Source organism: Chiayiivirga flava (assembly GCF_014202825.1).
In the GTDB taxonomy this organism is placed as follows: domain Bacteria; phylum Pseudomonadota; class Gammaproteobacteria; order Xanthomonadales; family Xanthomonadaceae; genus Chiayiivirga; species Chiayiivirga flava.
In genome coordinates this window covers 163982-189293 of sequence record NZ_JACHHP010000005.1, presented here as the reverse complement: position 1 = coordinate 189293, position 25312 = coordinate 163982, and the positions used below count along the sequence as shown (strand labels likewise).

At 69.9% G+C, this 25312-nt stretch carries 24 protein-coding genes and 1 pseudogene; 13 read left to right on the top strand and 12 right to left on the bottom strand.

The window, feature by feature from the left end; translation table 11 throughout:
* Positions 1 to 27: 27 nt before the first annotated feature.
* Both HNQ52_RS13945 and HNQ52_RS13940 read right to left on the bottom strand, forming a co-directional pair.
* Positions 28 to 2121, bottom strand: a complete 2094-nt coding sequence (locus HNQ52_RS13945; protein ID WP_183961782.1) for a ferritin-like domain-containing protein — start codon at positions 2119 to 2121, stop codon at positions 28 to 30.
* A gap of 98 nt (positions 2122 to 2219) precedes the next feature.
* Positions 2220 to 2852, bottom strand: a complete 633-nt coding sequence (locus HNQ52_RS13940; RefSeq protein ID WP_183961781.1) for a YrbL family protein — start codon at positions 2850 to 2852, stop codon at positions 2220 to 2222.
* 80 nt (positions 2853 to 2932) lie between these two features.
* On the opposite strand from HNQ52_RS13940, the gene HNQ52_RS13935 reads away from it, so the two are divergent.
* On the top strand, positions 2933 to 3937 hold the full coding sequence (locus HNQ52_RS13935; protein ID WP_183961780.1) for a hypothetical protein: 1005 nt from the start codon (positions 2933 to 2935) through the stop codon (positions 3935 to 3937).
* A gap of 40 nt (positions 3938 to 3977) precedes the next feature.
* Here HNQ52_RS13935 and HNQ52_RS13930 read toward each other — a convergent pair whose 3' ends face one another.
* Positions 3978 to 5399: a hypothetical protein gene (locus tag HNQ52_RS13930; protein WP_183961779.1), complete on the bottom strand. Its 1422-nt coding sequence runs from the start codon at positions 5397 to 5399 to the stop codon at positions 3978 to 3980.
* A 186-nt stretch (positions 5400 to 5585) separates the two neighbouring features.
* Between HNQ52_RS13930 and HNQ52_RS13925 the strand changes: the two genes are divergently transcribed.
* Genes HNQ52_RS13925 through HNQ52_RS13915 form a run of 3 tightly spaced genes read left to right on the top strand, consistent with a single transcriptional unit; the run spans position 5586 to position 8334 of the window.
* Positions 5586 to 6491, top strand: coding sequence for a DMT family transporter (locus HNQ52_RS13925; RefSeq protein WP_183961778.1), 906 nt, complete (start codon positions 5586 to 5588; stop codon positions 6489 to 6491).
* 36 nt (positions 6492 to 6527) lie between these two features.
* Positions 6528 to 7586 carry a class I SAM-dependent methyltransferase gene (locus HNQ52_RS13920; protein WP_183961777.1) on the top strand — a complete coding sequence of 353 codons (1059 nt, stop codon included), beginning with the start codon at positions 6528 to 6530 and terminating at the stop codon, positions 7584 to 7586.
* 55 nt (positions 7587 to 7641) lie between these two features.
* A complete protein-coding gene (locus HNQ52_RS13915; protein ID WP_183961776.1) occupies positions 7642 to 8334 on the top strand; it encodes a pseudouridine synthase in 693 nt (230 codons plus the stop codon).
* 144 nt (positions 8335 to 8478) lie between these two features.
* Here the strand turns inward: HNQ52_RS13915 and HNQ52_RS13910 are convergent, their stop codons facing one another.
* The 3 genes from HNQ52_RS13910 to HNQ52_RS13900 form a co-directional block, all read right to left on the bottom strand.
* A complete protein-coding gene (locus HNQ52_RS13910; RefSeq protein WP_183961775.1) occupies positions 8479 to 9957 on the bottom strand; it encodes an NHL repeat-containing protein in 1479 nt (492 codons plus the stop codon).
* Between the two features lie 154 nt (positions 9958 to 10111).
* Positions 10112 to 11071: a 2-hydroxyacid dehydrogenase gene (locus HNQ52_RS13905; RefSeq protein ID WP_183961774.1), complete on the bottom strand. Its 960-nt coding sequence runs from the start codon at positions 11069 to 11071 to the stop codon at positions 10112 to 10114.
* Positions 11068 to 12246 carry a PQQ-dependent sugar dehydrogenase gene (locus tag HNQ52_RS13900; protein ID WP_183961773.1) on the bottom strand — a complete coding sequence of 393 codons (1179 nt, stop codon included), beginning with the start codon at positions 12244 to 12246 and terminating at the stop codon, positions 11068 to 11070. The genes HNQ52_RS13905 and HNQ52_RS13900 overlap by 4 nt, the downstream gene beginning before the upstream one ends.
* A 213-nt stretch (positions 12247 to 12459) precedes the next feature.
* Here HNQ52_RS13900 and HNQ52_RS17250 point away from each other — a divergent pair, with 213 nt between their 5' ends.
* From HNQ52_RS17250 to HNQ52_RS13885, 3 genes are all read left to right on the top strand, one after another.
* Positions 12460 to 12648 carry a CPXCG motif-containing cysteine-rich protein gene (locus HNQ52_RS17250; RefSeq protein ID WP_343059373.1) on the top strand — a complete coding sequence of 63 codons (189 nt, stop codon included), beginning with the start codon at positions 12460 to 12462 and terminating at the stop codon, positions 12646 to 12648.
* Between the two features lie 88 nt (positions 12649 to 12736).
* On the top strand, positions 12737 to 14101 hold the full coding sequence (locus HNQ52_RS13890; RefSeq protein WP_183961771.1) for a glutamate--cysteine ligase: 1365 nt from the start codon (positions 12737 to 12739) through the stop codon (positions 14099 to 14101).
* Positions 14102 to 14105: 4 nt separating this feature from the next.
* Positions 14106 to 14960, top strand: coding sequence for a UPF0149 family protein (locus tag HNQ52_RS13885; RefSeq protein WP_183961770.1), 855 nt, complete (start codon positions 14106 to 14108; stop codon positions 14958 to 14960).
* A gap of 51 nt (positions 14961 to 15011) precedes the next feature.
* Here the strand turns inward: HNQ52_RS13885 and HNQ52_RS13880 are convergent, their stop codons facing one another.
* From HNQ52_RS13880 to HNQ52_RS13865, 4 genes are all read right to left on the bottom strand, one after another.
* The gene (locus tag HNQ52_RS13880) at positions 15012 to 15320 is read right to left on the bottom strand and encodes a hypothetical protein (protein ID WP_183961769.1); all 309 of its coding nucleotides are present in this window, start codon (positions 15318 to 15320) and stop codon (positions 15012 to 15014) included.
* 262 nt (positions 15321 to 15582) lie between these two features.
* On the bottom strand, positions 15583 to 16512 hold the full coding sequence (gene grxD, locus HNQ52_RS13875; protein ID WP_183961768.1) for a Grx4 family monothiol glutaredoxin: 930 nt from the start codon (positions 16510 to 16512) through the stop codon (positions 15583 to 15585).
* 78 nt (positions 16513 to 16590) lie between these two features.
* Entirely contained in the window at positions 16591 to 17232 is a 642-nt protein-coding gene (locus HNQ52_RS13870; protein WP_183961884.1) for an SGNH/GDSL hydrolase family protein, read from the bottom strand.
* A 269-nt stretch (positions 17233 to 17501) separates the two neighbouring features.
* Complete coding sequence (locus HNQ52_RS13865; protein WP_183961767.1) at positions 17502 to 18752, bottom strand: aminotransferase class I/II-fold pyridoxal phosphate-dependent enzyme; 1251 nt, start codon at positions 18750 to 18752, stop codon at positions 17502 to 17504.
* Positions 18753 to 19112: 360 nt separating this feature from the next.
* Between HNQ52_RS13865 and rsgA the strand changes: the two genes are divergently transcribed.
* The 4 genes and pseudogenes from rsgA (at position 19113) to HNQ52_RS13845 (ending at position 22679) form a co-directional block, all read left to right on the top strand.
* Entirely contained in the window at positions 19113 to 20198 is a 1086-nt protein-coding gene (rsgA, locus tag HNQ52_RS13860; protein WP_183961766.1) for a ribosome small subunit-dependent GTPase A, read from the top strand.
* A 4-nt stretch (positions 20199 to 20202) separates the two neighbouring features.
* The gene (locus tag HNQ52_RS13855) at positions 20203 to 21462 is read left to right on the top strand and encodes a peptidase MATCAP family protein (RefSeq protein ID WP_183961765.1); all 1260 of its coding nucleotides are present in this window, start codon (positions 20203 to 20205) and stop codon (positions 21460 to 21462) included.
* A 27-nt stretch (positions 21463 to 21489) separates the two neighbouring features.
* A pseudogene (locus HNQ52_RS13850) lies at positions 21490 to 21898 on the top strand (VOC family protein).
* Positions 21899 to 21908: 10 nt separating this feature from the next.
* Positions 21909 to 22679 carry an NRDE family protein gene (locus HNQ52_RS13845; protein WP_183961764.1) on the top strand — a complete coding sequence of 257 codons (771 nt, stop codon included), beginning with the start codon at positions 21909 to 21911 and terminating at the stop codon, positions 22677 to 22679.
* Between the two features lie 3 nt (positions 22680 to 22682).
* On the opposite strand, the gene HNQ52_RS13840 is transcribed toward HNQ52_RS13845, so the two are convergent.
* Complete coding sequence (locus tag HNQ52_RS13840) at positions 22683 to 23108, bottom strand: hypothetical protein (protein WP_183961763.1); 426 nt, start codon at positions 23106 to 23108, stop codon at positions 22683 to 22685.
* The gene (locus tag HNQ52_RS13835; protein WP_183961762.1) at positions 23105 to 23695 is read right to left on the bottom strand and encodes an RNA polymerase sigma factor; all 591 of its coding nucleotides are present in this window, start codon (positions 23693 to 23695) and stop codon (positions 23105 to 23107) included. Before HNQ52_RS13835 ends, HNQ52_RS13840 begins: the two co-directional genes overlap by 4 nt.
* Positions 23696 to 23821: 126 nt before the next feature.
* On the opposite strand from HNQ52_RS13835, the gene HNQ52_RS13830 reads away from it, so the two are divergent.
* Both HNQ52_RS13830 and HNQ52_RS13825 read left to right on the top strand, forming a co-directional pair.
* The gene (locus tag HNQ52_RS13830) at positions 23822 to 24151 is read left to right on the top strand and encodes a DUF6249 domain-containing protein (protein WP_183961761.1); all 330 of its coding nucleotides are present in this window, start codon (positions 23822 to 23824) and stop codon (positions 24149 to 24151) included.
* Between the two features lie 115 nt (positions 24152 to 24266).
* Positions 24267 to 25310: an NAD(P)-dependent alcohol dehydrogenase gene (locus HNQ52_RS13825; RefSeq protein ID WP_183961760.1), complete on the top strand. Its 1044-nt coding sequence runs from the start codon at positions 24267 to 24269 to the stop codon at positions 25308 to 25310.
* Positions 25311 to 25312 lie beyond the last annotated feature (2 nt).

Sequence of the window (25312 nt, the reverse complement as noted above, 5' to 3'; positions counted from 1 at the left end):
CGCCGCGCGGTCGAGGACGATCGCGCGTTATTCGCCGTCCGCGACGAAACCCACGCGTGCGTGCGAGCCGTCGCAGAACGGCTTGTCGCCCGAGTGGCCGCAGCGGCACAGCTTGGCGGCCACGGTGCGCAGTACGGTGCGGCCGGTGCCGGTGCAGATTTCCAGGTTGCCGCGCACGTCGAGCGGGCCGTTGCGCGTGGGGCGCACGTCGAGCGTGCCGTCGCGCTGCGGCAGCGGATCGGCCGAGATCGTGGGCCGTTCGCCGCTGGCGCGGAAGCCGGCGGTGGCGTGCGAGCCGTCGCAGAACGGCTTGTTCGCCGATTGTCCGCAGCGGCACAGCGTGGCGCGCAGGCGCGGCGCTTCGCCGGCGATGCGCAGGGCCGCGAGCAGCGCGAGCGGGCCGTCCTCGCGCACGCGCAGCGTGTTCACCTCGGGCGCCGACTCCTCGGCGCCGCCGTCGTGCCGGGTGTAGGTGATCGCGCCGGACGGGCACGCGCGCGCCACCGCCACGAGTTCCTCCGCCGGCATCGCATCGGGCACGATCCACTCGCCCGGCGTGTTGGCGAGGAACACGCGCGGCGCGCCGAGCACGCAATGCCGCGCATGGATGCAGCGGCGGCTCTCGAAGTGGATGTCGACGCCGCTGCCGCGCGCGCTCTGCACCAGCGGCGCGGACGGCGCGTCCTGCGCCGTCGCGTCCGCACGGTGGGCGCCGCCGCAGAAGCCTTCGGCCTGTTTCGGCGCGGGTGCAGCGCGCGGCTGCGCCGCGTTCAACGTCGCCGCCTTCACGGAGGCGAGGGTGGCCGACGCGTTGTCCGTCGGCGCGCGCGGCGCAGTGCGCGGCGGCTGCGCGAGGGCATGCAGGCTCTCGCAGTGGCCCCGCATCGCGGCGCCGAGGCCCGGCAGCACGCCGGGCGCGGCGTCGGCGAGCGAGCGTGCGCGATCGGCGATGAGGTCGCAGGCCTCCGCCAGGCCCAGCAGCGCGGCGTCGCGGTCGGGCACCATGCGCAGCGAGCGCGACATCGTGAAGGTCATGCCGGCGTGCACGCCCGGGTGTGCGTCGTTGGCCGGCAACTCGGCCAGCCGTTCGGCCAGCGGCGAGAGCCAGCGCATGCTGTCGGCGGTGAGCCGCGCCAGCGCGGCGCGCGGGGCCGGGTCGACGCCGTGCGGCGACATCAGCGCCGCCAGCGTGCGCAGCGACAGCGCGTAGAGCGCGTTGGCAAGATCCAGCAGCGACGCGGCCGGCTCCAGCACCACGTGCACCCGCTCGCGCGGGTTGCCGGGCGCACGCATCACCGGGTTGACCGCGCACGGCCATGCCGCGACGAAGCGCGGATCCTCACCGCTGCAGCGGACGAACTCGTCGCGCACCGAGACGAAGCGCCGGTAGTGCGAGTGCCCGTCGCACTGCTGCAGGCCTTCGCCCTGGGTGACGATGATGTCCAGCGCAGCCCGCGCGCTGGACAGATCCACCACGCGTACCACGTCGGCAAGACCGAGGTCGCGTGCGTCGAGCTGCAGCGCCGGGTCTCCGATGAACAGCGCCTGCGGCCCGAGCTTCGCGCACAGTGCCGCCAGGCCGTCGGCAATGCCGCGGTACAGGTGGCCGACGGTGGCGAAATCCTGCGCCGTCGGCACCAGCCGCCCGGCCGGCAGCGGACGCGGAAAAAACGCGCCGGGATCGAAACCGTCGCCGTCGGCATCGGTGGCGTTTTCGGGCCGTTCGAGGAAGACGAAATGGTCCATCGTGGCGCGGTCGAACGGCGTCAGCTTGAGCGTGACGCCGGTCGGGTGGTAGCCCTCCCACACCGGAAAATTCGGTCGCGTCAGGTGCGCCGCGCCGCCGATGGCGTTGAGCAGGTTCGAGACCAGCGCCAGGTGCACCATCTCCTCGCGCGCGACGCCGACCAGTTCGCCGCGCCAGCGCGCGACGGCCGCGTGCTGGGCTTCGCTCCATTCCGGCGCCTCGCGCCGCAGGCTCCACGCGGCGTAGAGATAGCAGCACATCAGTCCGTGCTCGATCTCCGCCGCTTCCGACAGCAGATAGACGAGCGCTTCGCGGTTGTCGACGATGACCGGGCCGTCCTGCATGCGTTCGGATCTCGCGAGGGCAGCGTGCATCGTCGCGCGATCGGCGCGGCACGACAATGGCCGCACGCAGGTGCAAGACGCCCCCGCGCATTCCCGCCAGTGGTGCGCCGTGGCAGGTCGGCGCGCGCTCAGGCCGGCGCCAGTCGCCGACGCAGCTGCAGTTGCAGCCGCGCAAAGCGCCGCCGCGTGTTGGCGGCGTTGAAGCGGCCGCTGATCGAGCAGCGCGGGATCAGGTTCTTCTCGCCGAAGCCTTCGGTCAGCACCAGGCGTTGCGCCGTGCTGCCGGCGTCGACCAGCACGATGCCCGACAATTTCGGATTGCCGACGATCACGCCGTACCGCAGCAGCGCATCGCGCAGCCGGTCGAGCGCCGCCGGCAGGTCCAGGCGTGCGGCGTCGGGGCGGTGCAGCGCCTGTGCCAGCGTCGGCGACAGCGCGCCGTCGGCATCGCGCTGGGCGCGCAGCAGCAGGCCCATGCCGAGGTTGGTCGAGACGCAGCCGAGCACCTGCGCCAGGGGCAGCTCGTCCTGCGGATGGCGCGAGCGCACCGCGAGCGATTCGCGCAGCTCGCGCAGCAGCACGCCGTAGGGGCCGATGCGCCGCAGCCGCTTGCGCCACGGCACGTCGCCGCGGCGGTAGTCGGCGAGGACGTCGGGGCGTACCACCTTGACCTGCAGATCGGGATTGTCCGGGTGGGCGTAGACGAACCGGCTGTAATCGGTGGCCACCGGCATCGGCGGCAGCTGAACGACGGCGTGCATGGCGAGTTCCCTTCGCGTGGCGGTGACTGAGCCGGACGCGCGACGGGGCGCCAGCGTCGCAGCAGCGCTACGATGCCCGCATGCCTGCGTTGCCGGACCTGCTGCGATCGCTGTTGTCGCGCACACGCGTGGACCGCGTCGGGGCGGCGCGCCTGCTGTGGGACGCGCGCGGCGTGCCGATCCAGATCCGCGAATACACCCGCTACTGCGCCGACCTGCTGCGGGAGGCGCTGCACGGGATCGATACGGAAGTCGAGGTGGCGCTCGATGCGGCGCTCGACGGCGCCGTCCTGCAGTCGGCCCGCGGCCAGCGTCCGCTTCGCGTCGGATTGCAGATCGAGCACACCCTGGTGAAACCCGGCGGGCGCGACAGCGCGGGGGCGCCGGAGGGCGCCGTGCCGCTACCCGACGGGCGCGGCCGGTATCTGGCGCGCGTGGCCGATCTCGACCGGCTGACGGCCTGCGATGTCGTGATCGACTACAGCCAGGCGAACATCGAACACCTGCGCCGCAGCGGCCATTTCGAGGACTATCTGCGCCGCGTCGTGCACGTCGCGCCGTTGCTGTATCCGTTCGAACCGCCGCAGTCGCCGCGCCCGCGCACCGCGATCACGCTGTTCGCCGACACGGCCCAGCCGCGCCGCGCGCGTTTCCTGCGCGAGGCTAACGCGGCCGACCTGCCGCTGCGCAACGTGCGCCGCACGTTCGATGCGGCGCGCCTGCGCGCGCTGTACCGCGACACCCGCGTGCTGGTGAACGTGCATCAGACCGACCACCACGACACGCTCGAGGAATTGCGCGTGCTGCCCGCATTGCTGTGCGGCGTGGTCGTGGTGAGCGAGGACGTGCCGCTGCGCGAGACCGTGCCGTACGCACCCTTCATCGTGTGGGCACCGTATGGCCGGCTGGTGGAAACGGTGCGTGACGTGCTCGCGCACTACGACGAATACCGCCGCGCGATCTTCGACGGCGATGCGTTGCGCGAGACCATTGCGCGGATGCGTCGCGACAATGCCGCGGGCATTGTCGCGACGCTCGCGGCTGCTGTTGCGCGGCGGGAGCCACCGCGCATGCAGAAGGAATGAAAATCGCGCCGGGCGAACCGTTGCCCGGCGCGGCCCTGCATCAATCGAGCGTGTCGCAGTCCACCACCTCCACAGGCCCGGACGACACGTTGGACACCGGGAACGTCGCGATGCGGCCTTCCTGCGCGTTGTCGTTGTCGTACGACTGCACCGCCATCACCCATGCCGGCAGGCCGACGACGCACTTGCCGTTCTTGTCCCCGAAGAAGGCGCGGGTGCGCTCGTCGACCTTGCTGAAGTCCAGGCGCGCCGAACCGATGGGTGTCGGTACGTCGATCACCGCGTCGCCGTCCAGTGCGAGCTGTGCACTGACCGGCGTGCCGTCGAGGCCGAACTGGACGACGTCGACCGCGCCACAGATATCGACCGATGTGGCCGTGTCGAGCTTGACGCCGTGTTCGTTCCAGGCGACGAGCGCAGTGCTTTCGCAGACATCGCGTGTGAACGGTGCGGCGAGCAAGGCGCCCGGGGGAGGCGTGCCCGGCCAGAAGAAGGCACGATGCAGCGCGTGGCGGGTCGGGAAGCTCACCACCCATTCGGTGCGCGCACGGACGCCCGGGTAGACCGTGTAGTCATTGGTCGTGTTTGTGGTCGCAAGCAGCGCGCTGATGGCATAGAACCCCTCGTCGGCGCCGTACTGCAACGTGGTCGGTACGCCGTCCGGGTTGTGTACCGTGACGTCGATCGTCTCGTCCGACGCCACGACGATGTCGGTCAGAGCAGGTCGCGTGTCGATGTAGGCGATGCCCTGCTCGGATACCGCAAGACCGGTGTGCCGCGCGGCGGACGCCAGTCCGCCGAACGCAGGCGCGGCGTACGAAAACGCCGTGCCTGCCGCAACGTCCAGCACCGTCGCGCTGCCGCGCAGGCGGCCGGCCGGTGCGCCGATATCGGCATTCGGTTCCGTGCTCCAGATGCCGTCCTGCACGGTGCGCTGGGTGAAGACGTTGCAGTTGGCCTGCGTGGGATCGCGCGCAAGCTGCGCCAGCTCGGCGCTGAGCGTGCCCATCTCGACGACTTCGACATACCCCTCGCGCGTGCGCAGGTTGGCCGCCGGCTGCGCGTCATCGAGGGAGTAGGGCCGCAGTTCGAAGCCGCCGGCCGGCATCGCCGGCGTCGTACAACCGACCGCCGGGCTGCTCGGCAATAGCGAAGCCGGCGCGTCGGGCGCACCGTCCGCCTGCGTCAGCGCGCCGCTCCATTTGGCGAAGCCGGGAAGGTAGAGGTTGAACGTGAGGGTTTCGAACCCGTCCTTCGATTCGAGCACGCGCACCTTCAGCGCCTTGCCCTGCGCAGTGGTGTTCTGCACCGTCAGCAGCGTGCTGTGGCCGTTGTGGGTGGTGAAATACGGAAACAGCAGACCCTGGCCGAGGCCGTGCGGGTCGAGCGTGACGGTGGCCGCGCCGGCATGGCCGGCGGCCAGCGCCAGTGCGACGGTGACACTCAGTTTCAAGAGATGCATGTCGTTGTCCTTTTTTATGGAGTTGTGGGTGAATCGGCGCGGTCTGGCTGCACGGCGCAAGCGCGTGCGTGACAGGAATTCCCGCCGGTTCGCACGGGCGTACGCAGCGCCGCTTACTCGCGGCGCATCGACGCCGCTACGGCGGTTGTCTACAGTTGCCTGCGTTCATCCCTCGGTGTGTCATCCATGCCCAGCCCATCCCGTGTCGCCGCTACATGGGCCGGCATCGCCGCCATCGTGCTGTGGTCGTCGCTGGCGTTGCTGACCACGCTCACCGCGTCGCTGCCGCCGTTCCAGGTGCTGGCCACGTGCTTCGGCATTGCCGGCCTGGCCGGCGTGGTCTGGCTGCGGGTGCGCGGCGGGCCGGATGGTCTTCGCGTGCTGCGCCAGCCGTGGCCGGCGTTCGCGCTGGCGCTGGTGGCGCTGTTCGGCTACCACGCGCTGTATCTGGTGGCGTTCCGGCACGCGCCGGCCATCGAGGTGAACCTGATCAACTATCTGTGGCCGTCGCTGATCGTGCTGTTCGCCGCGCTGCTGTTGCGCGCGCGGTTGCGTGCGGGGCAGCTCGCGGGCACGGCGCTTGCGTTTGCCGGCGTGCTGTTGCTGGTGACGCGCGGGCAGGGGCTGGCGCTGCGCTGGGAGTTCGTCGGCGGCTACGCAGCGGCGCTGACGGCGGCGGTGTTGTGGGCGCTGTACTCGGTGCTGAACCGGCGGTACGCGCAGGTGCCGAGCGCGGCCATCGTCGGCGTGTGCCTGGCGGTCGCGGCGATCGCCTGGGCGACGCACCACGCGATCGAGAGGCCGGCGCTGCCGACACCGGGCCAGTGGCTCGCGCTCGTGGCGATGGGGCTCGGACCGACGGGCGCCGCGTTCCTGCTGTGGGATCGGGGCACCAAATCCGGCGATCTCGCGCTGCTCGGCACGCTGTCGTATGCCGCGCCGCTGCTGTCGACGCTGTCCTTGCTGCTCGTCGGCCGCGGCGATCCGCACTGGAGCCAGGCGGCGGCGATTGCATTGCTGCTCGCGGGCGTGGCGTGGAGCGCACACGCGGGACGCGATGCGTCTGCCAGCGGCGACGCCTCCGTGCGCTGACGCCGGCGCCCTGCGTCCGGCTTCTATACTCGCACGATGCCTTCCGCCTCCGATCCCGTGCTCGAAACGCTGCTGCTGCCCTTCGCCGAGGGCAATCTCGCGTGGCCGCCGGGCCGCATTCGATTCCTCGGCGCGCGCGACGGCTGGCCGCTGCGGCGGTTTGCGCTGCATGCGCTGACCTGCGAACAACCGTTCAGGCCGCTGGCCGAGGTGCTGGAACGCGGCGGCCTGCATGTCGTGCCGCCGCAGGACGATGCCGTCGCCGACCGCGCCGCCGGCGATGCCCTGGTGCTCGTGCTGCCGCCGCGCCAGCGCGAACAGGCGCGCACGCTGCTGGCGCGTGCGGTGGCGCGTGCGACGCCGGGCGGGCGCGTGGTGGTCTGCGTGGCCAACAGCGAAGGCGCCAGGGCGGCGCAGGGCGATCTTGCGCAGCTCGCGGGCACGGTGGACGTGCGCACCAAGCACCATGCCCGCGTGCTGTGGACCGCGCCGCTGCCGGCCGACGCGCACGCCCCGGCGTTGCTCGAGGCCTGGCTGCAGCTCGACGCACCGCAGCCGATCCTCGACGGCCGCTTCGTCAGCCGGCCGGGGGTGTTCGCGTGGGATCGTGTCGATGCCGCGTCCGCGCTGCTTGCCGAGCATCTGCCGACCGACCTGGCCGGCCACGTCGCCGACCTCGGCGCGGGCTGGGGCTTTCTTGCCGACGCCGTGCTGCGCCGCAATCGCGCCGTCACCGCGCTCGACCTGTTCGAGGGCGACGCGCGCGCACTCGCACTCGCGCAGCGCAACCTTGCGGCCAGGCACGCCGCAGCGCTCGCGTACCACTGGCACGACGTGACGGCCGGTCTGCCGTCGCGTTACGACGCCATCGTCAGCAACCCGCCGTTCCACGCCAGCGCACGCGACGCACGGCCGGACATCGGACGCGACTTCATCGCCGCGGCCGCCGATGCGTTGCGTCCGGGCGGTCGTTTCTGGCTTGTCGCCAACCGCCACCTGCCGTACGAACAGACGCTCGCCGCCCGCTTTGCGCGCGTGACCACGCATGCGCAACGCGACGGCTTCAAGGTGATCGAGGCGGTGGCGGCAGCATGAGAACGACGCCGCACATCCCGACACCCGCGCGTGCAACGCATCAGCCGAGGCCGCAGTGAAACTCGTCAAGCACATCGCCAACCTCGGCTACGGCAGCCGCAAGCAGGTCGCCGCGCTGTTCCGCGAAGGCCGCATCACCGATGCGGCGGGCGAGGTGCTGTACGCAGACGATTCGCTCGACCACGACAGCATCCGCATCGACGGCGAGCCGCTCGATCCCGCGCCCGGGCTCCTGCTGATGCTGCACAAGCCGGTCGGCTACACCTGCTCGACGAAAGACCCCGGCCGCATCGTCTACGACCTGCTGCCGTCGCGCTTCCGCCTGCGGAACCCGTTGCTCTCGCCGGTCGGCCGCCTCGACCGCGACACCAGCGGCCTGCTGCTGTTCACCGACGACGGCGCGCTGCTGCACCGGATCATCTCGCCGAAGGCGCGGATTGAAAAAGACTACGAGGTGACGCTCGCGCAGGATCTGCGCGGCGACGAGGCCGATCTCTTCGCCAGCGGCACCCTGCAGCTCGAATCGGACACCACGCCGCTCGCGCCCGCACGCCTGCAGGTCCATGACGCCCGTCACGCGACCCTGACGCTGACCGAAGGCCGCTACCACCAGGTGCGGCGCATGTTTGCGGCCACAGGCAATCATGTGCAAGCGCTGCACCGATCGCGTATCGGCGGGGTGGCGCTGGGGAACCTTCCTGCCGGTCATTGGCAGACGATCGATGGCGCCGCACCATTTGCGACGTAAAGCGGATTCCAGCCTCGGTCCTCCCAACGACATCCCCGTGACGGCGATCGGCGCGCCTCGAAGACATCTTCAGGTCGCAGCGTGTGCGGGCGGGGCCGTCGCCGGCGGCCGAACGGCCGCCGGCTTCATTCCAACGCGTCGATCCTATTCTTCGAAGCCGTCGGCGAAGATCAGCCCGCCGTTGCCCAGGCGCGCGAACGCAAACCGATAGTCTTCGAACCCGTCGTCGTTGGCGTCCGGCGCTGCGGCAAAGCCGCCCAGGACCACACGATCTGCCTGCAGGACGAGACTGGAAGCGACATCCTGCGATTGGCCATCGACCAGATCGAACGGCACCGTGGCAAGGCCCGGCACGTCGGACCCGTCGGAGCGGAAGCTCGCATCCGGCGAACCGTCCGGCTTGAGACGGAGCGCAAACATGTCGGACTTGCGCGCAAGATCGAGATTGGTGTCGCCCGCGACGCCTTCGGCGATCGAACCGGCGAGGAGGATTCGGCCGTTCGGCAGCACCGCGAGATCGCGTACCTGCATCTCGCAGGTGTCGCCGCAGACATCGTAGGACACCTGACCCACCCCGTCCGGCACGCCATCCCCCCCGCCCGCAAACAGACCATCGCCGATACCCGCGGCGTCCAGCTTGAGAATGGCTGCGCGATGGGTCAACAGTCCGGTCTGGGCTTGACCGGCCAGCAGCATGGACCCATCGTCGAACAGATGCACGGCGTGCGCCTCGTCGACCTTTTGAACGTTGTCGAGGTCGAACGAGGCCGTCCTTACGCCATCGCCACTGAAAGAGGATTCGGCCACGCCATCGGGATCCAGCCGAAACGCGAGAAAGTCCCGGTCGGCGTTCGCAAGTTCGACGTAGCCCACCGCCACCAGTTCTCCGGCCGCGTTGGTTGCCACGTCGAAAAAACGGGTCGGCTGGGAGATTACGTTGCTCGGGATGAAGTTGATCCCCCCAACACCGAAGTTCGAATCGATGACGGTTCCGTCCGACTCCAGTGCGACCAACAGCCCCAGCGACTTTCCGTTGAGGGAAGCAGCGCCTGCCAGCACCAGGCGTTGATCGTCCACGCATTGCTGCGCGGGCGCACATGCCTGGACCACCACGGCTTCGGCGGTGGCTCCCTGTCCGACGAATGTCCTGACGCAACCCGGCGTGTTCGCAACGCCGAAGGTGTTGTCCGCGGTTCCGTCCGCATTGAATCGGCACGCGAAGAAGTTGTTCACTCCGTTGACGGAGGTCTCTCCGACCACGATCAGCCGGCCCTGCGGATCGAAGACGGCATCGTGCGCGATCGCGGGCGCGGTGCCCACGGTGCGGGTCACGACGCCGTTGGTGCCGAACCCCGTGTCGACGTCGCCGTCCTGCGTCAGGCGCGTGATTGCGATCGAGTAGGCTTGCGGCGACAGGAAGGTTCCGACCGAATACAGCCGTCCCAGCGGGTCCGCCACGGTCGCAATGGCGTTGGGCGCAGTGACATCGAGAACGACCGGCACCGTGCGGCGGCCGTCGGCACCGAACACCGGATCCAGGTGGCCGGGCGGGAAAGTGTCCGCCGCAGCGACACACGGCAGTCCGGCCAAAAGGATGGCTGCAAGACAATGGCTTCTTTTCATGGGGTTTCCTGCTGCGTTCGGGCAAATGGCGTGCAGGAATGCGCGCCATGCCTTGGCGTACGCGGTGTCTATCGGCAGAGGATCATTTGTTCCAGCCGCTGGGCGCGGCACGGCATCAAGGTGCCCGAAGCGCGCTCCATGGGCCCTGACTGGCTCAGGGAACGCGGCGCGTCGGTGCTCCAGCGAGAAACGCACGCAGGTTTTCGACGGTCTGGTCCAGCAGCCGCTGCCGCGCCTGCCGGCTCGCCCAGGCGTTGTGCGGGGTGACGATGAGGTTCGGGATGTCGGCTGCGAGCAGCGGGTTGCCGTCGCGTGGCGGTTCCGTCGAAAGCACGTCGACTCCGGCGCCGCCGAGACGACCGGCGCGCAGCGCGTCGGCAAGCGCCTGTTCGTCGACGAGGCCGCCGCGCGCGGTGTTGATCAGCAGCGCCGTCGGTTTCATGCGCGCGAGCGCGGCGGCATCGATCAGGTGGCGGGTGCCGTCGGTCAGCGGGCAGTGCAGGCTCACGATGTCGGCGGTGCCGAGCAGGTCGTCGAACGGCAGCGAGTCCGGATGCGGCGGCCGGCCGGGAAGCTGACCGATGCGCACCGTCATGCCGAAGGCTTCGCCCAGCCGCGCGACGGCGCGGCCGAGCGTGCCGTAGCCGAGGATGCCGAGCGTCTGCCCGGCCAACTCGCCGATCGGCCGCTGCATCAGGCAGAACATGTCCGCGCGCTGCCATGCGCCGTCGCGCACGTCCTGCTGGTAGGCGAGGAAGCGGGTGCGCAGCGCGAGCATGAGCAGCAGCGCGTGCTGCGCCACGGACGCGGTGCCGTAGCCGCGGCAGTTGCACACGACAATGCCGCACGCACGCGCCGCATCGAGGTCGACATTGTTGGTGCCGGTGGCGGTGACCAGGATCAGCTTCAGATCCGGCGCCGTGGCGATCGCCGCGGCATCGAGCACCACCTTGTTGGTCAGCACCACGTCCGCGCCGGCGATGCGCGCGATGGTGTCGCGCGCATCGGTGTGCGGATGCAGGGTCAGGTCGCCGGCCGCCTCGCGCAGCCCGGCGAGGTCCAGATCGCCGAGGTCGAGCGAGGCATGGTCGAGGAAGACGGCGCGCAGCGTCATGCGGCGGGCGCGGCGGCCTTCGGTTCGAGCTTGAGCAGGCGTCCGCCGCTGCCCTTGGTGCCGTCTTCCAGCAGCCACAGGCCGCCGTCCGGCGACTGCTCGACTTCGCGGATGCGCTGGCCCATGTCGTAGCGCGCCGCCTCGCGTGCGTTGTCGCCGTCGAATTCGATCCGCACCAGCGCCTTCGACGACAGGCCGCCGATGAAGGCATCGCCCTTCCACTCGGGGAACACGTCGCCGGAATAGATCACCAGGCCCGCGGGCGAGATTACGGGTGTCCACCAGGCCTTCGGCGCCTCGAATTCGGGCCGGGTGTCGTGGTCGGGAATGTCGCGGTTGTCGTAGTGGCTGCCGTTGGAGACGATGGGGTAGCCGTAATTCCTGCCGCGCGCGATGAGATTCAGTTCGTCGCCGCCCTGCGGGCCCATCTCGTGTTCCCAGAGCCGGCCCTGCGCGTCGAAGGCAAGGCCCAGCACGTTGCGGTGGCCGATGCTCCAGAACGTCTTCGCAAGCTCGCCGTCGTCCTGGTAGGGATTGTCGGCCGGCACGCTGCCGTCGTCGTTGAGTCGGATGATCTTGCCGAGGTTCATCTGCATGTCCTGCGCGGGATCGAACTTCTGCCGCTCGCCGGAGCTGATGAACAGGTGGCCGTCGGGTGCGAACGCGATGCGATGGCTGTAGTGGCCGGCGCCGTCGACCTTCGGCGTCTGGCGCCAGATCACCTCGATGTCGGACAGCGCGCCGCCACCGGCGTCGTCGAGCACCAGGTGCGCGCGCGCCACCGCTGCGCCGCGCTTGCCGTCGTCGTCGCGTTCGCCGCTGGCGTCGAGTTCCGCGTAGCTGAGGTACACCAGGCCGTTGTCGGCGAACTTCGGATGCAGGACCACATCGCCGAGGCCGCCCTGGCCGCGATACGCCACCCGCGGCACGCCGCTCACCTCGCCGATGCGGCCGTCCTTGCCGTAGCGCTTGAGTTTGCCGGCCTTCTCGGTGACCAGCAGGCTGCCGTCGGGCAGGAAGGTCATCGCCCACGGTTCGGCGAACTGCGCAAGCTCGGTGGCCACGAACGGCGCGGGAGTGGCCGGCGGTGCGGTCTTGTCCGATTCGTCGGCGGCGGAGGCGAGCGGGCTTGCGCCTGCGGCGAGCAGGGCAAGCAGGAGCGGGGTGCGTGTCATCGGTTTTCTCCCGTGGGGTGGATGGCGTGGAACCGGTGGCGTGCTGCGGACGCGGCGCGGGTGCGGCGGCGCGGGCGATGCCGGCAGCGCCACTGCGTTTTACACCAGCCACGCGCCGATGCGCCGGCCACGGCGCGCTGCCGTTCATGCGGCGCCCGGCCTGCGCGCGCCGACCGACTATTCTGGCGGCCCCCCCGTCCCGCGGAGCGGCCCGTGCTCACCTTCCACGCTATCCAGTGCCCGTACTGCGGCGAGTCGATCGACATCGCGCTCGACGGCTCGGTCGACCACCAGCGCTACATCGAGGATTGCCAGGTGTGCTGCCGGCCGATCGTGTTGACGGTGAGCGTGGACGCCGACGCGCAGGTGCAGGTGAGCGCGCGCGCCGAGAACGAGACCTGAGCCCAAGCCGCGCGCCGGGACGCGTCGCGCGCGACTTGCGAAGCACCCGCCCGTCCCCACATGCTGCATCTTCCACGACGAGGTGCGCATGTCCGGTCCCAGCCCCGCGAAACAGGTTCCGATCGAAAATCGCGCCGCGCTCGTCGAAGCGCTGTCGTCGGGCAACAAGCCGCGCGAGGCGTGGCGCATCGGCACCGAGCACGAGAAGTTCGGCTTCCGCCTCGATGATCTGCGGCCGCTGACGTACGACGGCCCGCAGGGCATCGAGGCGATGCTCAACGGCCTCACGCGGTTCGGCTGGGCGCCGGTGCTGGAGCAGGGCCGGGTGATCGCACTCACGCGCGACAACGCGTCCGTGTCGCTGGAGCCCGCCGGCCAGCTGGAACTGTCCGGCGCACCGCTCCAGACCATCCACGATACGTGCTGCGAAACCACCTCGCACCTGCGCGAGGTCAAGACGGTCTCGGACGAACTGGGCATCGGCTTCCTCGGCATGGGCTTCCAGCCCAAGTGGGCACGTGCCGACATGCCGTGGATGCCGAAGGGCCGCTACCGGATCATGCGCGACTACATGCCGAAGGTCGGCGGACTCGGGCTCGACATGATGACGCGCACCTGCACCGTGCAGGTCAATCTCGACTTCGCCTCCGAAGCCGACATGGTGAAGAAGTTCCGCGTGTCGCTCGCGCTGCAGCCGATCGCCACCGCGCTGTTCGCCGATTCGCCGTTCACCGAGGGCAAGCCGAACGGCTATCTGAGCTACCGCTCGCACATCTGGACCGACACCGATGCCGATCGCACCGGCATGCTCGATTTCGTCTTCGAGGACGGCTTCTCGTTCGAGCGCTACGTCGACTACCTGCTCGATGTGCCGATGTACTTCGTCTACCGCGACGGCAACTACATCGACGCGGCCGGCCACAGCTTCCGCGACTTCCTCGCGGGCAAGCTCGCCGTGCTGCCGGGCGAGACACCCACGCTCGCGGACTGGAACGACCACATGACCACCGCGTTCCCGGAAGTGCGGCTCAAGAAATTCCTCGAAATGCGCGGCGCCGACGGTGGTCCGTGGAACCGGCTCTGCGCGCTGCCGGCGCTGTGGGTCGGCCTGCTCTACGACGACGCCGCGCTCGACGCGGCCTGGGATCTGGTGAAGGATTTTTCGCTCGCCGAACGCCATGCGCTGCGCGACGGCGTGCCGAAGCACGGCTTCAAGCTGCCGTTCCGCGACGCCACGCTGCGCGAGCTTGCGATCGAGGCGCTGAAGATCGCCGGCGCCGGACTGAAGCGGCGCGCGCGTCTCAACGCCAGCGGCGTGGACGAAGCGGTGTTCCTCGAACCGCTGATCGAGTTCGCGCTCGCGAACGAAACGCCGGCGGAACGCAAGCTGGACTTGTATCGGACGGCATGGGGCGGTAGCGTCGATCCGGTGTTCCGCGACTTTGCCTATTGATCCGATGCCCGCGATCCAGCCTCCCACGCCCAAGCCCGCCACGTTCGACGACGCCGCCATCGAGCGCCTGGAAATGCTGCTGATCCAGCAGGCATTGCCGGCGGGCGGCCTGCCGCTCGAAGCCGTGCACGGCCTGTTCAGCGCCGCCATCGTCGGCCCGGGCGAGACCGTGATGCCGGGCGAGCTGCTGCCCTACGTCTGGGGCCAGGACCACGAGTGGGAAAGCGTCGAGGCCGCGCAGGACGCGCTCGATCTGCTGATGGGGCTGTGGAACGACATCGCGCGCCGCGTCGTCAACGATCCGGAGACCGAGCGCGACGTCGCCGTGCCGCTGGTCGCGCTGCCCACGGATATCGACGAATCCGATCCCGACAGCTGGAACGACGACCACGATTTTCCCGTCGGCGCGGCGTGGGCGGTGGGATTCATGATCGCATTCGGCCTGCGCGAGGACGAATGGGAAGCGCGCATCGCGCAGAACGAGCAGATCAGCGAGGACATCAACGACATCTTCGCGCTGCTGCCCGAACCCGAAGAGGACGACGAGCACACGCACGCCGACAGCCTCGACGCCGCCGCCACCGTGCAGCTCGCGCCCGACGACGAGCCGGAGGATCCGGACAGCGTCGACGAGGCGCTGTTCGATGCCGCCGACGCCGAACCGCTGACCTTCCGCGAGCGCATGGAGATCGTCGGCGAGCTGCCGTACATCCTGCACGACCTCAACCTGCAACGCCTGCACGAGGCCACGCCGCGCACGCCGGCGCGGCGCGAGGAAACGCCCGGACGCAACGAGCTGTGCCCCTGCGGCAGCGGCAAGAAATTCAAGCGCTGCCACGGGGCGCCGACGCTGCACTGACCCGGTCCGCGCGTTCGCGGCCCCGCTGCCGTCGGTGCGGTCGGTGTCGGGTCAGTAGACGAACGCCAGCGCGATCACGGCCGGCGCATCGCCGCCGAAACGCACCTTGCATTCGAGCTGCTGCCGGTACTCGCCGGGCAGGCCGGGCTTGAACACGATGCCCGACTTCAGCAGGAGGACGTCCTCCTCCTCTTCGCGCGCCGAGGCTACCAGCGCGGGGCGATCCACCGCGTACTGTTCGCCCGGCAGGCGCTCCGCGACCGCCGCCTCGCAGGCCGTCGCGGCCTGGTCGGCGCGTCCGCCGCAACCGGCAAGCACGCCGGCACACATCATTGCCGCAAGAAACCGTCCGCTCTTCATCCGATGAGCCCTCCCTGTGGACCGTCGTCCGCCGGGCCGGCGTTCTGCGCACCGTGTCACCGCGAACGAAAAACCGATCAGCTCATGCAACCAACCACACCATGAAACGCCTGCCTCCGGCACGCGTTCCGCCGTGCGAGCGGGAGGTTTCCCCACACTCGCTCCGCGCGCATCGCCCGTCAAGCCGGCGGTGCATCTTCGCCGCGTCCGTGCGGGGAATTGGCACAAGATGTTTCAATCGAACGGCCCGCGCCGCGCGCGCTCAGTAGCGCGGCACGCGCGGGTCGACGTGCAGCGACCATGCATCGATGCCGCCTTCCACATTCGAAATGTCGTGGAATCCCAGCTGGCGGAAATGCTCGGCCGCCTGCCGGCTGGAATTGCCGTGATGGCACAGGAACGCGATCGGAAGGTCCTTGGGCAGTGCTTCGAGCCGCTCGCGCGAGTCTTCGTCGAGCACATCGTGCGGCTGCGGAAACGGCGCGATGGCGCGCGCGTCCGCCGGACGCACGTCGATCACATCGATGGTGCCGGCAATGATCCTGTCGTGCAGGTCCTGCACCGACAGCGATTTCACCGCCGGCGGCGCGTTCGGATTGCGGATGGTGAGGCCGGCGCCGCGCACGTCGTCGACCCAGTCGATCTCGATGCCCTTGGCGCGCGGTGCGCTGGCCAGATCGAACAGCACGCGGATGCCGGCGGCCTCGGCGACGATCTCGTTGCCCTGCGCGGGCTTGAGCGCAAACTGCGCGTTGAAGCGGCTGTCGACCGACAGGTGCAGCGCGAGCGACGGATCGGCATCGGCCATGGCGCTGCGGATCGCGTCGGCGGCGGCGGGCGTGATGCCGATCTGCGGCACGCTGCGGTCCGGCGGGGCCAGGTCGAGCAGGCCATGCAGCTCGCCGGAATTGAGCAGGCCCTCGATGATGTCGCTGCCGCCGATCAGCTCGCCGGCCACGTACAGCTGCGGGATCGTCGGCCAGTTGCCGTAGGCCTTGATGCCTTCGCGGATGTCCTGGTCGGCCAGCACGTTGACGCCGTGGAACGGCACGCCCAGACCGTCGAGAATGCCCGTGGCCTTGGCCGAAAAGCCGCATTGCGGCGCGCCGGGGACGCCCTTCATGAACAGCACCACGCGATGCTGCTGCAGCAGCGCATCGATGCGGGAACGCAGGGCGGGATCGAGCGACATGGGCATCTCCTGGAAAACAGGACGCCATTGTAAGCGCCTGCGTTGCACGGCCGCCGCCGTGGGCAGGGCGGTTGGCCGCTATTCAGCTTGTTCGAGCATTTGCCTCACGATGGGCAGCGCGGCGTTTTTCCACTCGGCGTACAGGGCGCCGGACGGATGCAGACCGTCCTCGGCGAGCATCGCCGGTTCGGCCCCGCGGCGGCGGCTGACGGGCGCGGTATCGACGAACGCCACGTCGTGTCGCGCACAGATGTCGGCGGCGGTGGCGTTGTAGGCGTCGAGTTCATGCGCGATCCGCGCTGCGTCGCGCCCCTGCGCGGCGGCGAACGGCGTCACGCCCCAGTCCGGAATCGCAAGCACGAAGACCCGGTCCGAACGCCCGCGTGCGAGGCCGATCGCGCGCTGCAGCAGAGCCTCGAATTCGGCGCGGTAGTCGTCGACGCTGCGGCCGCGGTACTGGTTGTTGACGCCGATCAGCAGCGACACGAGATCCCACTGCCCGAGCGGCTCGGCCGCGTCCATCGCGGATGCGAGTTCGTCGGTGGTCCAGCCGGTGGTGGCGACGATGTGCGGCTCGTCGAGCGCAATGCCGGTGGCGCGCAGATCGCGCGTCAGCTGCACCGGCCAGCGCTGCGCGGGGGCGACGCCTTCGCCGATGGTGTAGCTGTCGCCGAGGGCGAGGAAGGTGAGCGCCGCGGTGTGCTCTGCGTCAGTGTTCAGTCGATTCACTCCGGTCAAGCGGCGCTTGGCTTCCTTCTCCCCGCGGGAGAAGGTGCCGAAGGCGGATGAGGGCGTCACCTTGCGGCCGAACCGGACGTTTCGCAGGAACCGGCGTAAGCAACACAACCGCCAATCTTCCGACCGATCACACGTGGCGCCCTCATCCGCCCTGCCGGGCACCTTCTCCCGCAGGGAGAAGGACGGCTTCGCTTGAAGTTCCCGCAGCGTTCGATGCGGTCGGCGTCGGAGCGCTTTCGCAGCCGCACAGCTCAGGCAATCGCCGCCTGGCTCGCCGCGCCGCGGGTTTCCCAGCGCGCCAGCGCATGTTCGATCCGTCCGAACACGTCGCGGATCTCGTCCGGCTGCGGCAACAGCGTGACGCGGAAGTGGTTGCGGTAGCCCACGTTGAAGCTCGACCCGGGCACCACCAGCACACCCTCGTTGTCGAGCAGGTCGAGCGCGAAGCGATGGTCGTCGAAATCCTGCAATCCCGTGGTGTCGATGCCGGGGAAGGCGTACAGCGCACCCATCGGCGCGTGCAGCGAGAGGCGTCCGCTCGCGTTGCAGGCCTCGATCACAGCGCGGCGTGCCTCGAACAGGCGACCGCCCGGCGCGGTGAGTGCGCCGATGGTGTCCGGGCCGGTCAGCGCGGCGAGCGCGGCCCACTGGCCCGGCACGTTGGCGCACAGGCGCAGTGCGCCGAGCAGGTCGAGCGCGTGGTGGTAGTCGCCGCTGCGGATCGGGTCGCCGGACAGCACGGCCCAGCCGACGCGGTAGCCGCAGGCGCGGTGCACTTTCGACAGGCCGCTGAAGGTCAGGCACGGCAGGTCGCCGGCCAGCGGCGCGAGCGGAACGTAGACCGCGTCGTCGTAGGTGATCGCGTCGTAGATCTCGTCGCTCATCAGCAGGATGCGATGGCGCTCGGCCACCCTGACGATCGCTTCCAGCGTGGCGCGCGAATACACCGCGCCGGACGGATTGTTCGGGTTGATCAGCACGATGGCGCGCGTGCGCGGCGAGATCAGCGCCTCGATCTGTTCCGGATCGGGCTGGAAGCCGTGCTCGGGCCTGCAGTCGTAGTAGACCGGCACGCCGTCGTTGAGGATCGTGGCCGCGCTCCACAGCGGGTAGTCCGGGCTCGGCAGCAGCACTTCGTCGCCGGGATTGAGCAGTGCGCGCAGGCTCAGATCGATGAGCTCGCTGACGCCGTTGCCGAGGAACACATGCGCGGCCGTCACGCTGCGCGCGCCGCGCTGCACCTGCTGTGCGGCGATCGCCTCGCGCACCTGCGGCAGCCCCTGCTGGTGGCAGTACGGGTCCGATTCGGCGATGTGTTCGGCGATGGCGGCCTGCAGATGCTCCGGCGCGCGGAATCCGAACGCGCCCGGGTTGCCGATGTTGAGCTTGATCAGCGTGCGGCCCGTGGCTTCCAGATCGCGGGCGCGGCGGGCGAGTTCGCCGCGGATTTCGTAACGGACCTGGGACAGGCGCTGGCGGGTCGGAACGGTGCGGGACGACATGGCGGGAGCGGTGGTGAAGTGCGCGCAGGGTACCGTAAAACGTGCGTTGTTCCGACCGGAAATGAGGCGAAAACGGGGCAGCGCCGTGCGTTTATTCCTTCTCCCGCCGGGAGAAGAGCCTGCCCCGGACTTGATCCGGGGTGCCCGGCAGGGTGGATGAGGGCGCCACTTCGCAAACCACCGAAGCGGCGTGCCGGTAATCATGAGCGCCTGCTTCCGGCTGAAGACTCGGCGCACCCCTTCAGGACATCGTGGCGTGGCGCCCTCATCCGGCTGCCGCCACCTTCTCCCGCAGGGAGAAGGACTGCGAGACCGGGTGGCGCGAAAAAACCCGGCGTGCCAGACGGGCATAATCGGGGCATGACCGACGCCGCAGCCGTCCCCGCCCCGCTCCGCGCCTACGGTTGGCGCGACGACGCGCCGGCGGGCGTCGCCTTCGCCGCCGCCGGCGGCGGCCGCGTCGCGCGGGTCACCGAGCAGCACCGCTCCGGCTACATCGTCACCGACGGCGCCCGCGACTTCGCCGCGCAGTCTCCGGCGGCATGGATCCGCGCCGGCTTCGACCCGGTCGAGCGCGCCGCGGTCGGCGACTGGGTGCGGCTCGACGCCGACGTCGACCAGATCCTCGACCTGCTGCCGCGCAGCAGCCTGTTCAAGCGCGGCGCCGCGGGCGAGCACCAGAAGACGCAGCCGATCGCGGCGAACGTCGACACCGTGTTCGTCGTCACGGGCCTGGACAACGATTTCAATCCGCGCCGTCTGGAGCGCTACCTTGTGCTGATCCACGGCAGCGGCGCGTCGCCGGTGGTGGTGCTGACCAAGGCCGATCGCAGCGATGCCGTCGACGCCCTGCGCGCGCAGCTCGCGCAGATCGAACAGGGCGGCGTGCCGATCCACGCCGTCAACGCCAAGGATGCCGCCAGCGTGGCGCAGCTGCACGGCTACCTCGCGCCCGGCCGCACCGTGGTGCTGGTGGGGTCGTCCGGCGCCGGCAAGTCGACGCTCACCAACACCCTGCTCGGGCGCGAGAAGATGAAGACCAACGCGGTGCGCGGGCACGATTCGCGCGGCCGCCACACCACCACGCACCGCGCCCTGCTGCCGCTGCCGCAGGGCGCCTGCCTGATCGACACGCCCGGCATGCGCGAACTGAAGCTGACCGGCGACGAAGACACCGTCGACGCCGTCTTCGACGACATCGACGCGCTCGCCGCGTTGTGCCGGTTCCGCGACTGCAAGCACGACCGCGAGCCCGGTTGCGCGGTGCGCGCCGCGCTCGAGGCCGGTACGCTGGACCCGGCGCGCTGGGCCAACTACGCCAAGCTGCAGGGCGAACTCGCCACCGCCGCCGACGCGGTGGCCGCGCAGCAGGCCAGGAAGGGCGAGGCGCGCGTGCAGAACAAGGCGCTGCAGAAGCGGCTCGACGAGAAGTACGGAAAGCGCTGAGCGCATGGACGATCCCGCAACGCTGGACCGCATCGCCGACCTCGACCGCCGCCTCGTGGCGGCCGTGCGCGGCATCAAGCTGCTCACCGCGGTGAGCTGGCCGGCGACCACGCAGCAGGAGTTCCTCGCCGCGCACCGGCGCGGCAACGCGGCATTGCCGGTGGTGAGTTATCCGAAGCTCGAATTCTCCGCGGTGCGCGAGGAGCTGGACGCGATCGACGCCGCCGCCGATCCGCAGCATCCGCTCGGCGACTACCTGCACCGCACCACCGAGAGCTACCGCATCGCCACCTGGCTGCTCGAATCGCTCGGCACGGCCGGTGTGGTGGAGCCGTCGATCCGCCTGTTCGGCAAGCCGGGCGACCGGCTCGCCGGCGGCGATCTGAGCAATCTCGATGCGGCCCGCCATTTCATCGAACTTGCGAACGAGCTCGATCGTGAACTGGTGTCCGAGGACCAGGCCTACGTGCTGTCGGCCGAAGTGCTGCAGCAGGAACTGGGCGAGCAGATCGACCGTTTCTTCGTGCACCACAAGGTGCGCGTGGAGATCGATCCGAACCTGATCGCCAAGGCCGCTGCCGGCCCGACACGCATCCGCCTGCGTTCGGCCACCGCGTTCACCGAATACGATCGCCACCAGCTGCTCGAACACGAAGCCTTCGTGCATTCGCTCACCGCGCTCAACGGGCGCGAGCAGCCGAACCTCAAATCGCTGGCGCTGAACTCGCCGCGCACCACCGCGACCCAGGAAGGACTTGCGACCTTCGCCGAACAGATCACCGGCACCATCGACATCGAGCGCATGAAGCGCATCAGCCTGCGCATCGTGGCCATCGACAACGCGCTGCAGGGCGCGGATTTCCTCGACGTGTTCCGCTTCTTCCTCGATGCGGGCCAGAGCGACACGGACAGCTTCACGTCCACCATGCGCGTGTTCCGCGGCGTGCCGCTGACCGGCGGCTGCGCGTTTACCAAGGACACGGTCTACCTGCACGGACTGATGGGCGTGCACACATTCTTCCGCTGGGCATTGAAGAACCGGCGGCTCAAGCTCTGCCACCTGCTGTTCGCCGGCAAGATGAATCTGCACGACGTGTTCGCGCTCGAACCCTATTTCGACTCGGGCTTCCTCGCCGCGCCGCTGTACCTGCCGCCGTGGGTGGCGCGTGCGAACGGGCTCGCGGGCATGCTGGCGTTTTCGCTGTTCGCCAACCGCATCCGGCTCGACCGCGTGGAAGAAGAAGACCTCGTGCTCGGGTTGTGAGCGCGGCGCAACGCACCGGAGAGGACGATGGCGAACGTGCTGATCAATCTCGATGTCGCGGACCTGGCAGTTGCGGAGGCCTTCTACTGCGCTGCGTTCGGACTGCGGCCGGGGCGCCGCTTCGGGGGGGGGCGGGGTCGAGCTGCTCGGCGCGCAGGCGCCGATCTATCTGCTCGAAAAAACCGCCGGCACGGCCGACGCGTTTGCCCCGGCCACCGTGCGCCGTTACGACTGCCACTGGACGCCGGGGCACCTGGATCTGGTCGTCGACGACCTGGACGCCGCACTCGAACGCGCGGTGGCCGCAGGCGCACGGCGCGAGGGCGACACGCGCACGGCCGTATGGGGCCGCATCGCGCAGTGCGCCGACCCGTTCGGCCACGGCTTCTGCCTGCTGCAGTTTCTCGGGCGCGGCTACGACGCGATCGCGACGTGAGCGCCGCCTCATGTGCCTGATCGCGTTCGCCCTCGACGCGCATCCGCGCTACCGCTTCGCGCTGATCGGCAACCGCGACGAAGTCCACGCCCGGCCGAGCGCGCCTGCGGGCCCGCTCCCGGACCTGCCCGGCGTGTATGGCGGGCGCGACCTGGAACACGGCGGCAGCTGGCTGCTGGTGTCGCGGCACGGTCGGCTGGCGGCGTTGACCAACGTGCGCGCGGGCTTGCCCACCGAGGTTGCGCCGCGATCGCGCGGCGAGCTCGTGCGGCGGTTCGTGCACGAGACGACGGACGTCGATGCCTTCTGCGCGGCGCTGCGGCCGCAGGCCCCCGCGTACGGACGATTCAACCTGCTGTTGTGGGACGGCGAACGCACGCGGCTTGCCACCAACCATCCGGCCTTCGCCACGCGCGCGCCGGAGCGCGGCGTGCACGGATTGTCGAATGGCGACTTCGATGCCGACTGGCCGAAGGTGCGGCACGCGCGGACGGCGCTGCGCGACTGGCTCGCGCGCGACGACGGCGACATCGAACCGCTGTTCCAAGCGTTGCACGACGAGCGTCCGGCGGCGGACGACGCGCTGCCGGACACCGGCGTCGGCCTGGCGCTGGAACGCGTACTGTCGCCGCCGTTCATCCGCGGCGAACGCTATGGCACGCGGGCAAGTTCGGTGGTGCTGATCGACGCGGCGGGATGCGACTTCGCCGAGCGGCGGTTCGCATCGGGCGGCGTGCCGCAGGGGCAGACGCGGGTCGTGCTGCCCTGGGACAGGGCCTGAGCGTCAGCGGGCCGAGACAGCCTGCCGCAGCCGTCCCGTGAGCCACGACAGCCCCACGCAGCCTGCGAGCGCGGCAAGCCATCCCGCCGCCGCGGGGGATCCGGACGCGAGCAGCGATGCACTCGCCTGCCACCACGCCGCGCCGTACACGAGCGCGGTCACCGTGCCGCCGATGCCGAGCGCCACCGCGAGCCCCAGCGTGAGCGCGCGTTCGAGTCCGTCGCCGGCGCGTGCCACGCGCCGCGCAACATCGCGCGCGAACTCCGGCGGCAGCGCCGGCATCGGCGTGTTGCGCAGGGCCTGCGCCACGAGGCGGTACGGCGCGCTGGCGGCATCGTCGGCGGCCGAACTCAGGTGCAGGCGCGCGTTGCGGCGCGCGCGCTCCTGCGCCTGCCACTGAAGTTCGTCGATCTCGTGCGGCGTGTTCATGGGGGGACTCCGAGGCGTGGGGCAAGCAGGTCGCGCAACAGCTTGCGGCTGCGGAACAGGTGGCTCTTGATCGTGCCTTCGGCGAGCCCGGAGATGCGGGCGATGTCGCCGATCGGCAGCTCGTCCAGATGGTAGAGGGTGAGCAGCGTGCGCTGCAGCGGCGGCAGCGTGTCGATGGCCGCATGCAGGTGCGCCAGGGTCTGGGCATCGCCGTGCGCGGCTTCCAGGTCGATGCCGTCGCCGACGCGTTCGGCCAGGCCCATGCCGTCGTCGCGCTCGCCGCCGTCGGCCAGCGGGATGCGCTTGCGCTCCAGGTGCCGCTTCGCGAGCGAATAGGCCACCTGCCCGATCCACGACTTCAGCGCGCTCTCGTAACGGTACTGGTGCAGGCATTGGTGCACGCGCAGGAAGGTCTCCTGGCACAGTTCGCGCGCGTCCTCCGGGTTGTGCACCATGCGCAGCACGATGTGCCAGCACAGGTTCTGGAACTGGCGCACGAGTCGCTCGAACGCGCCCGGTGCGCCGGCCAGCACGGCCTGCACCAGGGCGTGATCATCGGCGGTGGCGTCGGCGGCGGCGTCGTTCATCGGGACAGGGATACGCCGGTGGGGCGATCGGTTGCAACTGCATCCGCACGGCGCCGGCTGCAACCGGCCGCGCGCCCGCCGTCTCTCTTGTGGCGTAGACCGGCCCCCACCCACTGGAATCCTGCCATGAACTTCGAAATCCTCATTCCCATCACCCTGTTCGCCTCGATCGCCTACGCGATCAAGGCCGTCGTCGATGCCCGCGTGCGCCGCCAGCTGGTGCAGTCGAACGTGTCGCAGGAGCTGGTGCGCTCCATCGTCGAAGGCGACGAGGCGCGCCGCCGGCATGCGTCGCTGCGCTGGGGCATCGTGCTGGTGGCGCTGGGCCTCGGCTTCGCCGTGATCGAAGGCCTGGACTGGACCGAGGTCACGCCCGGTGGCGTGGCCGTGCTGCTGGTCTTCACCGGCCTGGGCAATCTCGGCTACTACCTGCTGGCGCGCCGCCTGGGCGTGTGACCGCCGCCCGTCGCACGGGCACCACTGCCGCCGCGCTTCCGGACGATACGCGGCGGTGGTTAGACTGACCGCCCGAGGTCCGCACGCGTCGTGCGGCGGTGTGCACGGAACTCCCATGCTCGATACCCCTGCCTATGCCGCGCGCAGCGCCGACACGCCGCTCGTGCCGTTCACCATCCAGCGCCGCGAACCTGCCGCGCACGAGGTGCTGATCGACATCCGCTACTGCGGGGTGTGCCATTCGGACATCCACCAGGCGCGTGGCGAATGGGGCGGCGGGTTGTTTCCGATGGTGCCGGGGCACGAGATCGTCGGCGTTGTGGCGCAGGCCGGATCGGCCGTCACGAAATTCAAGGTGGGCGATGCTGTCGGCGTGGGCTGCTTCGTCGATTCGTGTCGCGTGTGCGCGCAGTGCACGGCCGGCGAGGAGCAGCACTGCAACCGCGGCATGGTGGGCACCTACAACGCGCGCGATCGCGCCGGCGCAGTCACCTACGGCGGCTATTCCACCCGCATCACCGTGGACGGGAACTACGTGCTGCGGATCCCGCCGGCGTTGCCGCTGGATCGCGCCGCGCCACTGCTGTGCGCCGGCATCACCACGTACTCGCCGCTCAAGCGCCACGGGGTGACGGCCGGCACACGCGTGGCCGTGGTGGGGCTCGGCGGCCTCGGCCACATGGGCGTGAAGCTCGCGCACGCGATGGGTGCACACGTCACCGTGCTGAGCACGTCCGAAGCCAAACGTGCCGATGCGCTGGCGCTCGGCGCGGACGCGTTCGCCGCCACCGCGGAGCGCGCAACGTTCAAGACGCTGGCCGGCAGTTTCGATTTCATCCTCGACACCGTGTCCGCCGCGCACGATTACAACGCCTATCTCTCGCTGCTGGCGTTCGAGGGCACGCTGTGCCTGGTCGGCATGCCCGACGCGCCGCTGCCGGTGTCGGCCGGCGTGCTCATCATGCGCCGCCGCACGCTCACCGGATCGCTCATCGGCGGCATCCGCGAAACGCAGGAAATGCTCGATTTCTGCGCGCAGCACGATATCGCATCGGACATCGAACTGATCGGCGTGCAGCAGATCAACGAAGCCTACGAGCGCATGATCCGTGGCGACGTGCGTTACCGCTTCGTGATCGACTGCGCCAGCTTCGGCTGACG

What these genes read in the sequence shown, in the direction of transcription:
- HNQ52_RS13840 (WP_183961763.1), bottom strand. Translation starts at nt 23,108, where the DNA reads ATGAACACGCCGCACGAGATCGACGAACTTCAGTGGCAGGCGCAGGAG.
- HNQ52_RS13855 (WP_183961765.1), top strand. Translation starts at nt 20,203, where the DNA reads ATGGACGATCCCGCAACGCTGGACCGCATCGCCGACCTCGACCGCCGC.
- HNQ52_RS13910 (WP_183961775.1), bottom strand. Translation starts at nt 9,957, where the DNA reads ATGAAAAGAAGCCATTGTCTTGCAGCCATCCTTTTGGCCGGACTGCCG.
- HNQ52_RS13900 (WP_183961773.1), bottom strand. Translation starts at nt 12,246, where the DNA reads ATGACACGCACCCCGCTCCTGCTTGCCCTGCTCGCCGCAGGCGCAAGC.
- HNQ52_RS13925 (WP_183961778.1), top strand. Translation starts at nt 5,586, where the DNA reads ATGCCCAGCCCATCCCGTGTCGCCGCTACATGGGCCGGCATCGCCGCC.
- HNQ52_RS13905 (WP_183961774.1), bottom strand. Translation starts at nt 11,071, where the DNA reads ATGACGCTGCGCGCCGTCTTCCTCGACCATGCCTCGCTCGACCTCGGC.
- HNQ52_RS13865 (WP_183961767.1), bottom strand. Translation starts at nt 18,752, where the DNA reads ATGTCGTCCCGCACCGTTCCGACCCGCCAGCGCCTGTCCCAGGTCCGT.
- HNQ52_RS13880 (WP_183961769.1), bottom strand. Translation starts at nt 15,320, where the DNA reads ATGAAGAGCGGACGGTTTCTTGCGGCAATGATGTGTGCCGGCGTGCTT.
- grxD (WP_183961768.1), bottom strand. Translation starts at nt 16,512, where the DNA reads ATGTCGCTCGATCCCGCCCTGCGTTCCCGCATCGATGCGCTGCTGCAG.
- HNQ52_RS13830 (WP_183961761.1), top strand. Translation starts at nt 23,822, where the DNA reads ATGAACTTCGAAATCCTCATTCCCATCACCCTGTTCGCCTCGATCGCC.
- HNQ52_RS13945 (WP_183961782.1), bottom strand. Translation starts at nt 2,121, where the DNA reads ATGCACGCTGCCCTCGCGAGATCCGAACGCATGCAGGACGGCCCGGTC.
- HNQ52_RS13890 (WP_183961771.1), top strand. Translation starts at nt 12,737, where the DNA reads ATGTCCGGTCCCAGCCCCGCGAAACAGGTTCCGATCGAAAATCGCGCC.
- rsgA (WP_183961766.1), top strand. Translation starts at nt 19,113, where the DNA reads ATGACCGACGCCGCAGCCGTCCCCGCCCCGCTCCGCGCCTACGGTTGG.
- HNQ52_RS13835 (WP_183961762.1), bottom strand. Translation starts at nt 23,695, where the DNA reads ATGAACGACGCCGCCGCCGACGCCACCGCCGATGATCACGCCCTGGTG.
- HNQ52_RS13845 (WP_183961764.1), top strand. Translation starts at nt 21,909, where the DNA reads ATGTGCCTGATCGCGTTCGCCCTCGACGCGCATCCGCGCTACCGCTTC.
- HNQ52_RS13825 (WP_183961760.1), top strand. Translation starts at nt 24,267, where the DNA reads ATGCTCGATACCCCTGCCTATGCCGCGCGCAGCGCCGACACGCCGCTC.
- HNQ52_RS13930 (WP_183961779.1), bottom strand. Translation starts at nt 5,399, where the DNA reads ATGCATCTCTTGAAACTGAGTGTCACCGTCGCACTGGCGCTGGCCGCC.
- HNQ52_RS13885 (WP_183961770.1), top strand. Translation starts at nt 14,106, where the DNA reads ATGCCCGCGATCCAGCCTCCCACGCCCAAGCCCGCCACGTTCGACGAC.
- HNQ52_RS13935 (WP_183961780.1), top strand. Translation starts at nt 2,933, where the DNA reads ATGCCTGCGTTGCCGGACCTGCTGCGATCGCTGTTGTCGCGCACACGC.
- HNQ52_RS13920 (WP_183961777.1), top strand. Translation starts at nt 6,528, where the DNA reads ATGCCTTCCGCCTCCGATCCCGTGCTCGAAACGCTGCTGCTGCCCTTC.
- HNQ52_RS13940 (WP_183961781.1), bottom strand. Translation starts at nt 2,852, where the DNA reads ATGCACGCCGTCGTTCAGCTGCCGCCGATGCCGGTGGCCACCGATTAC.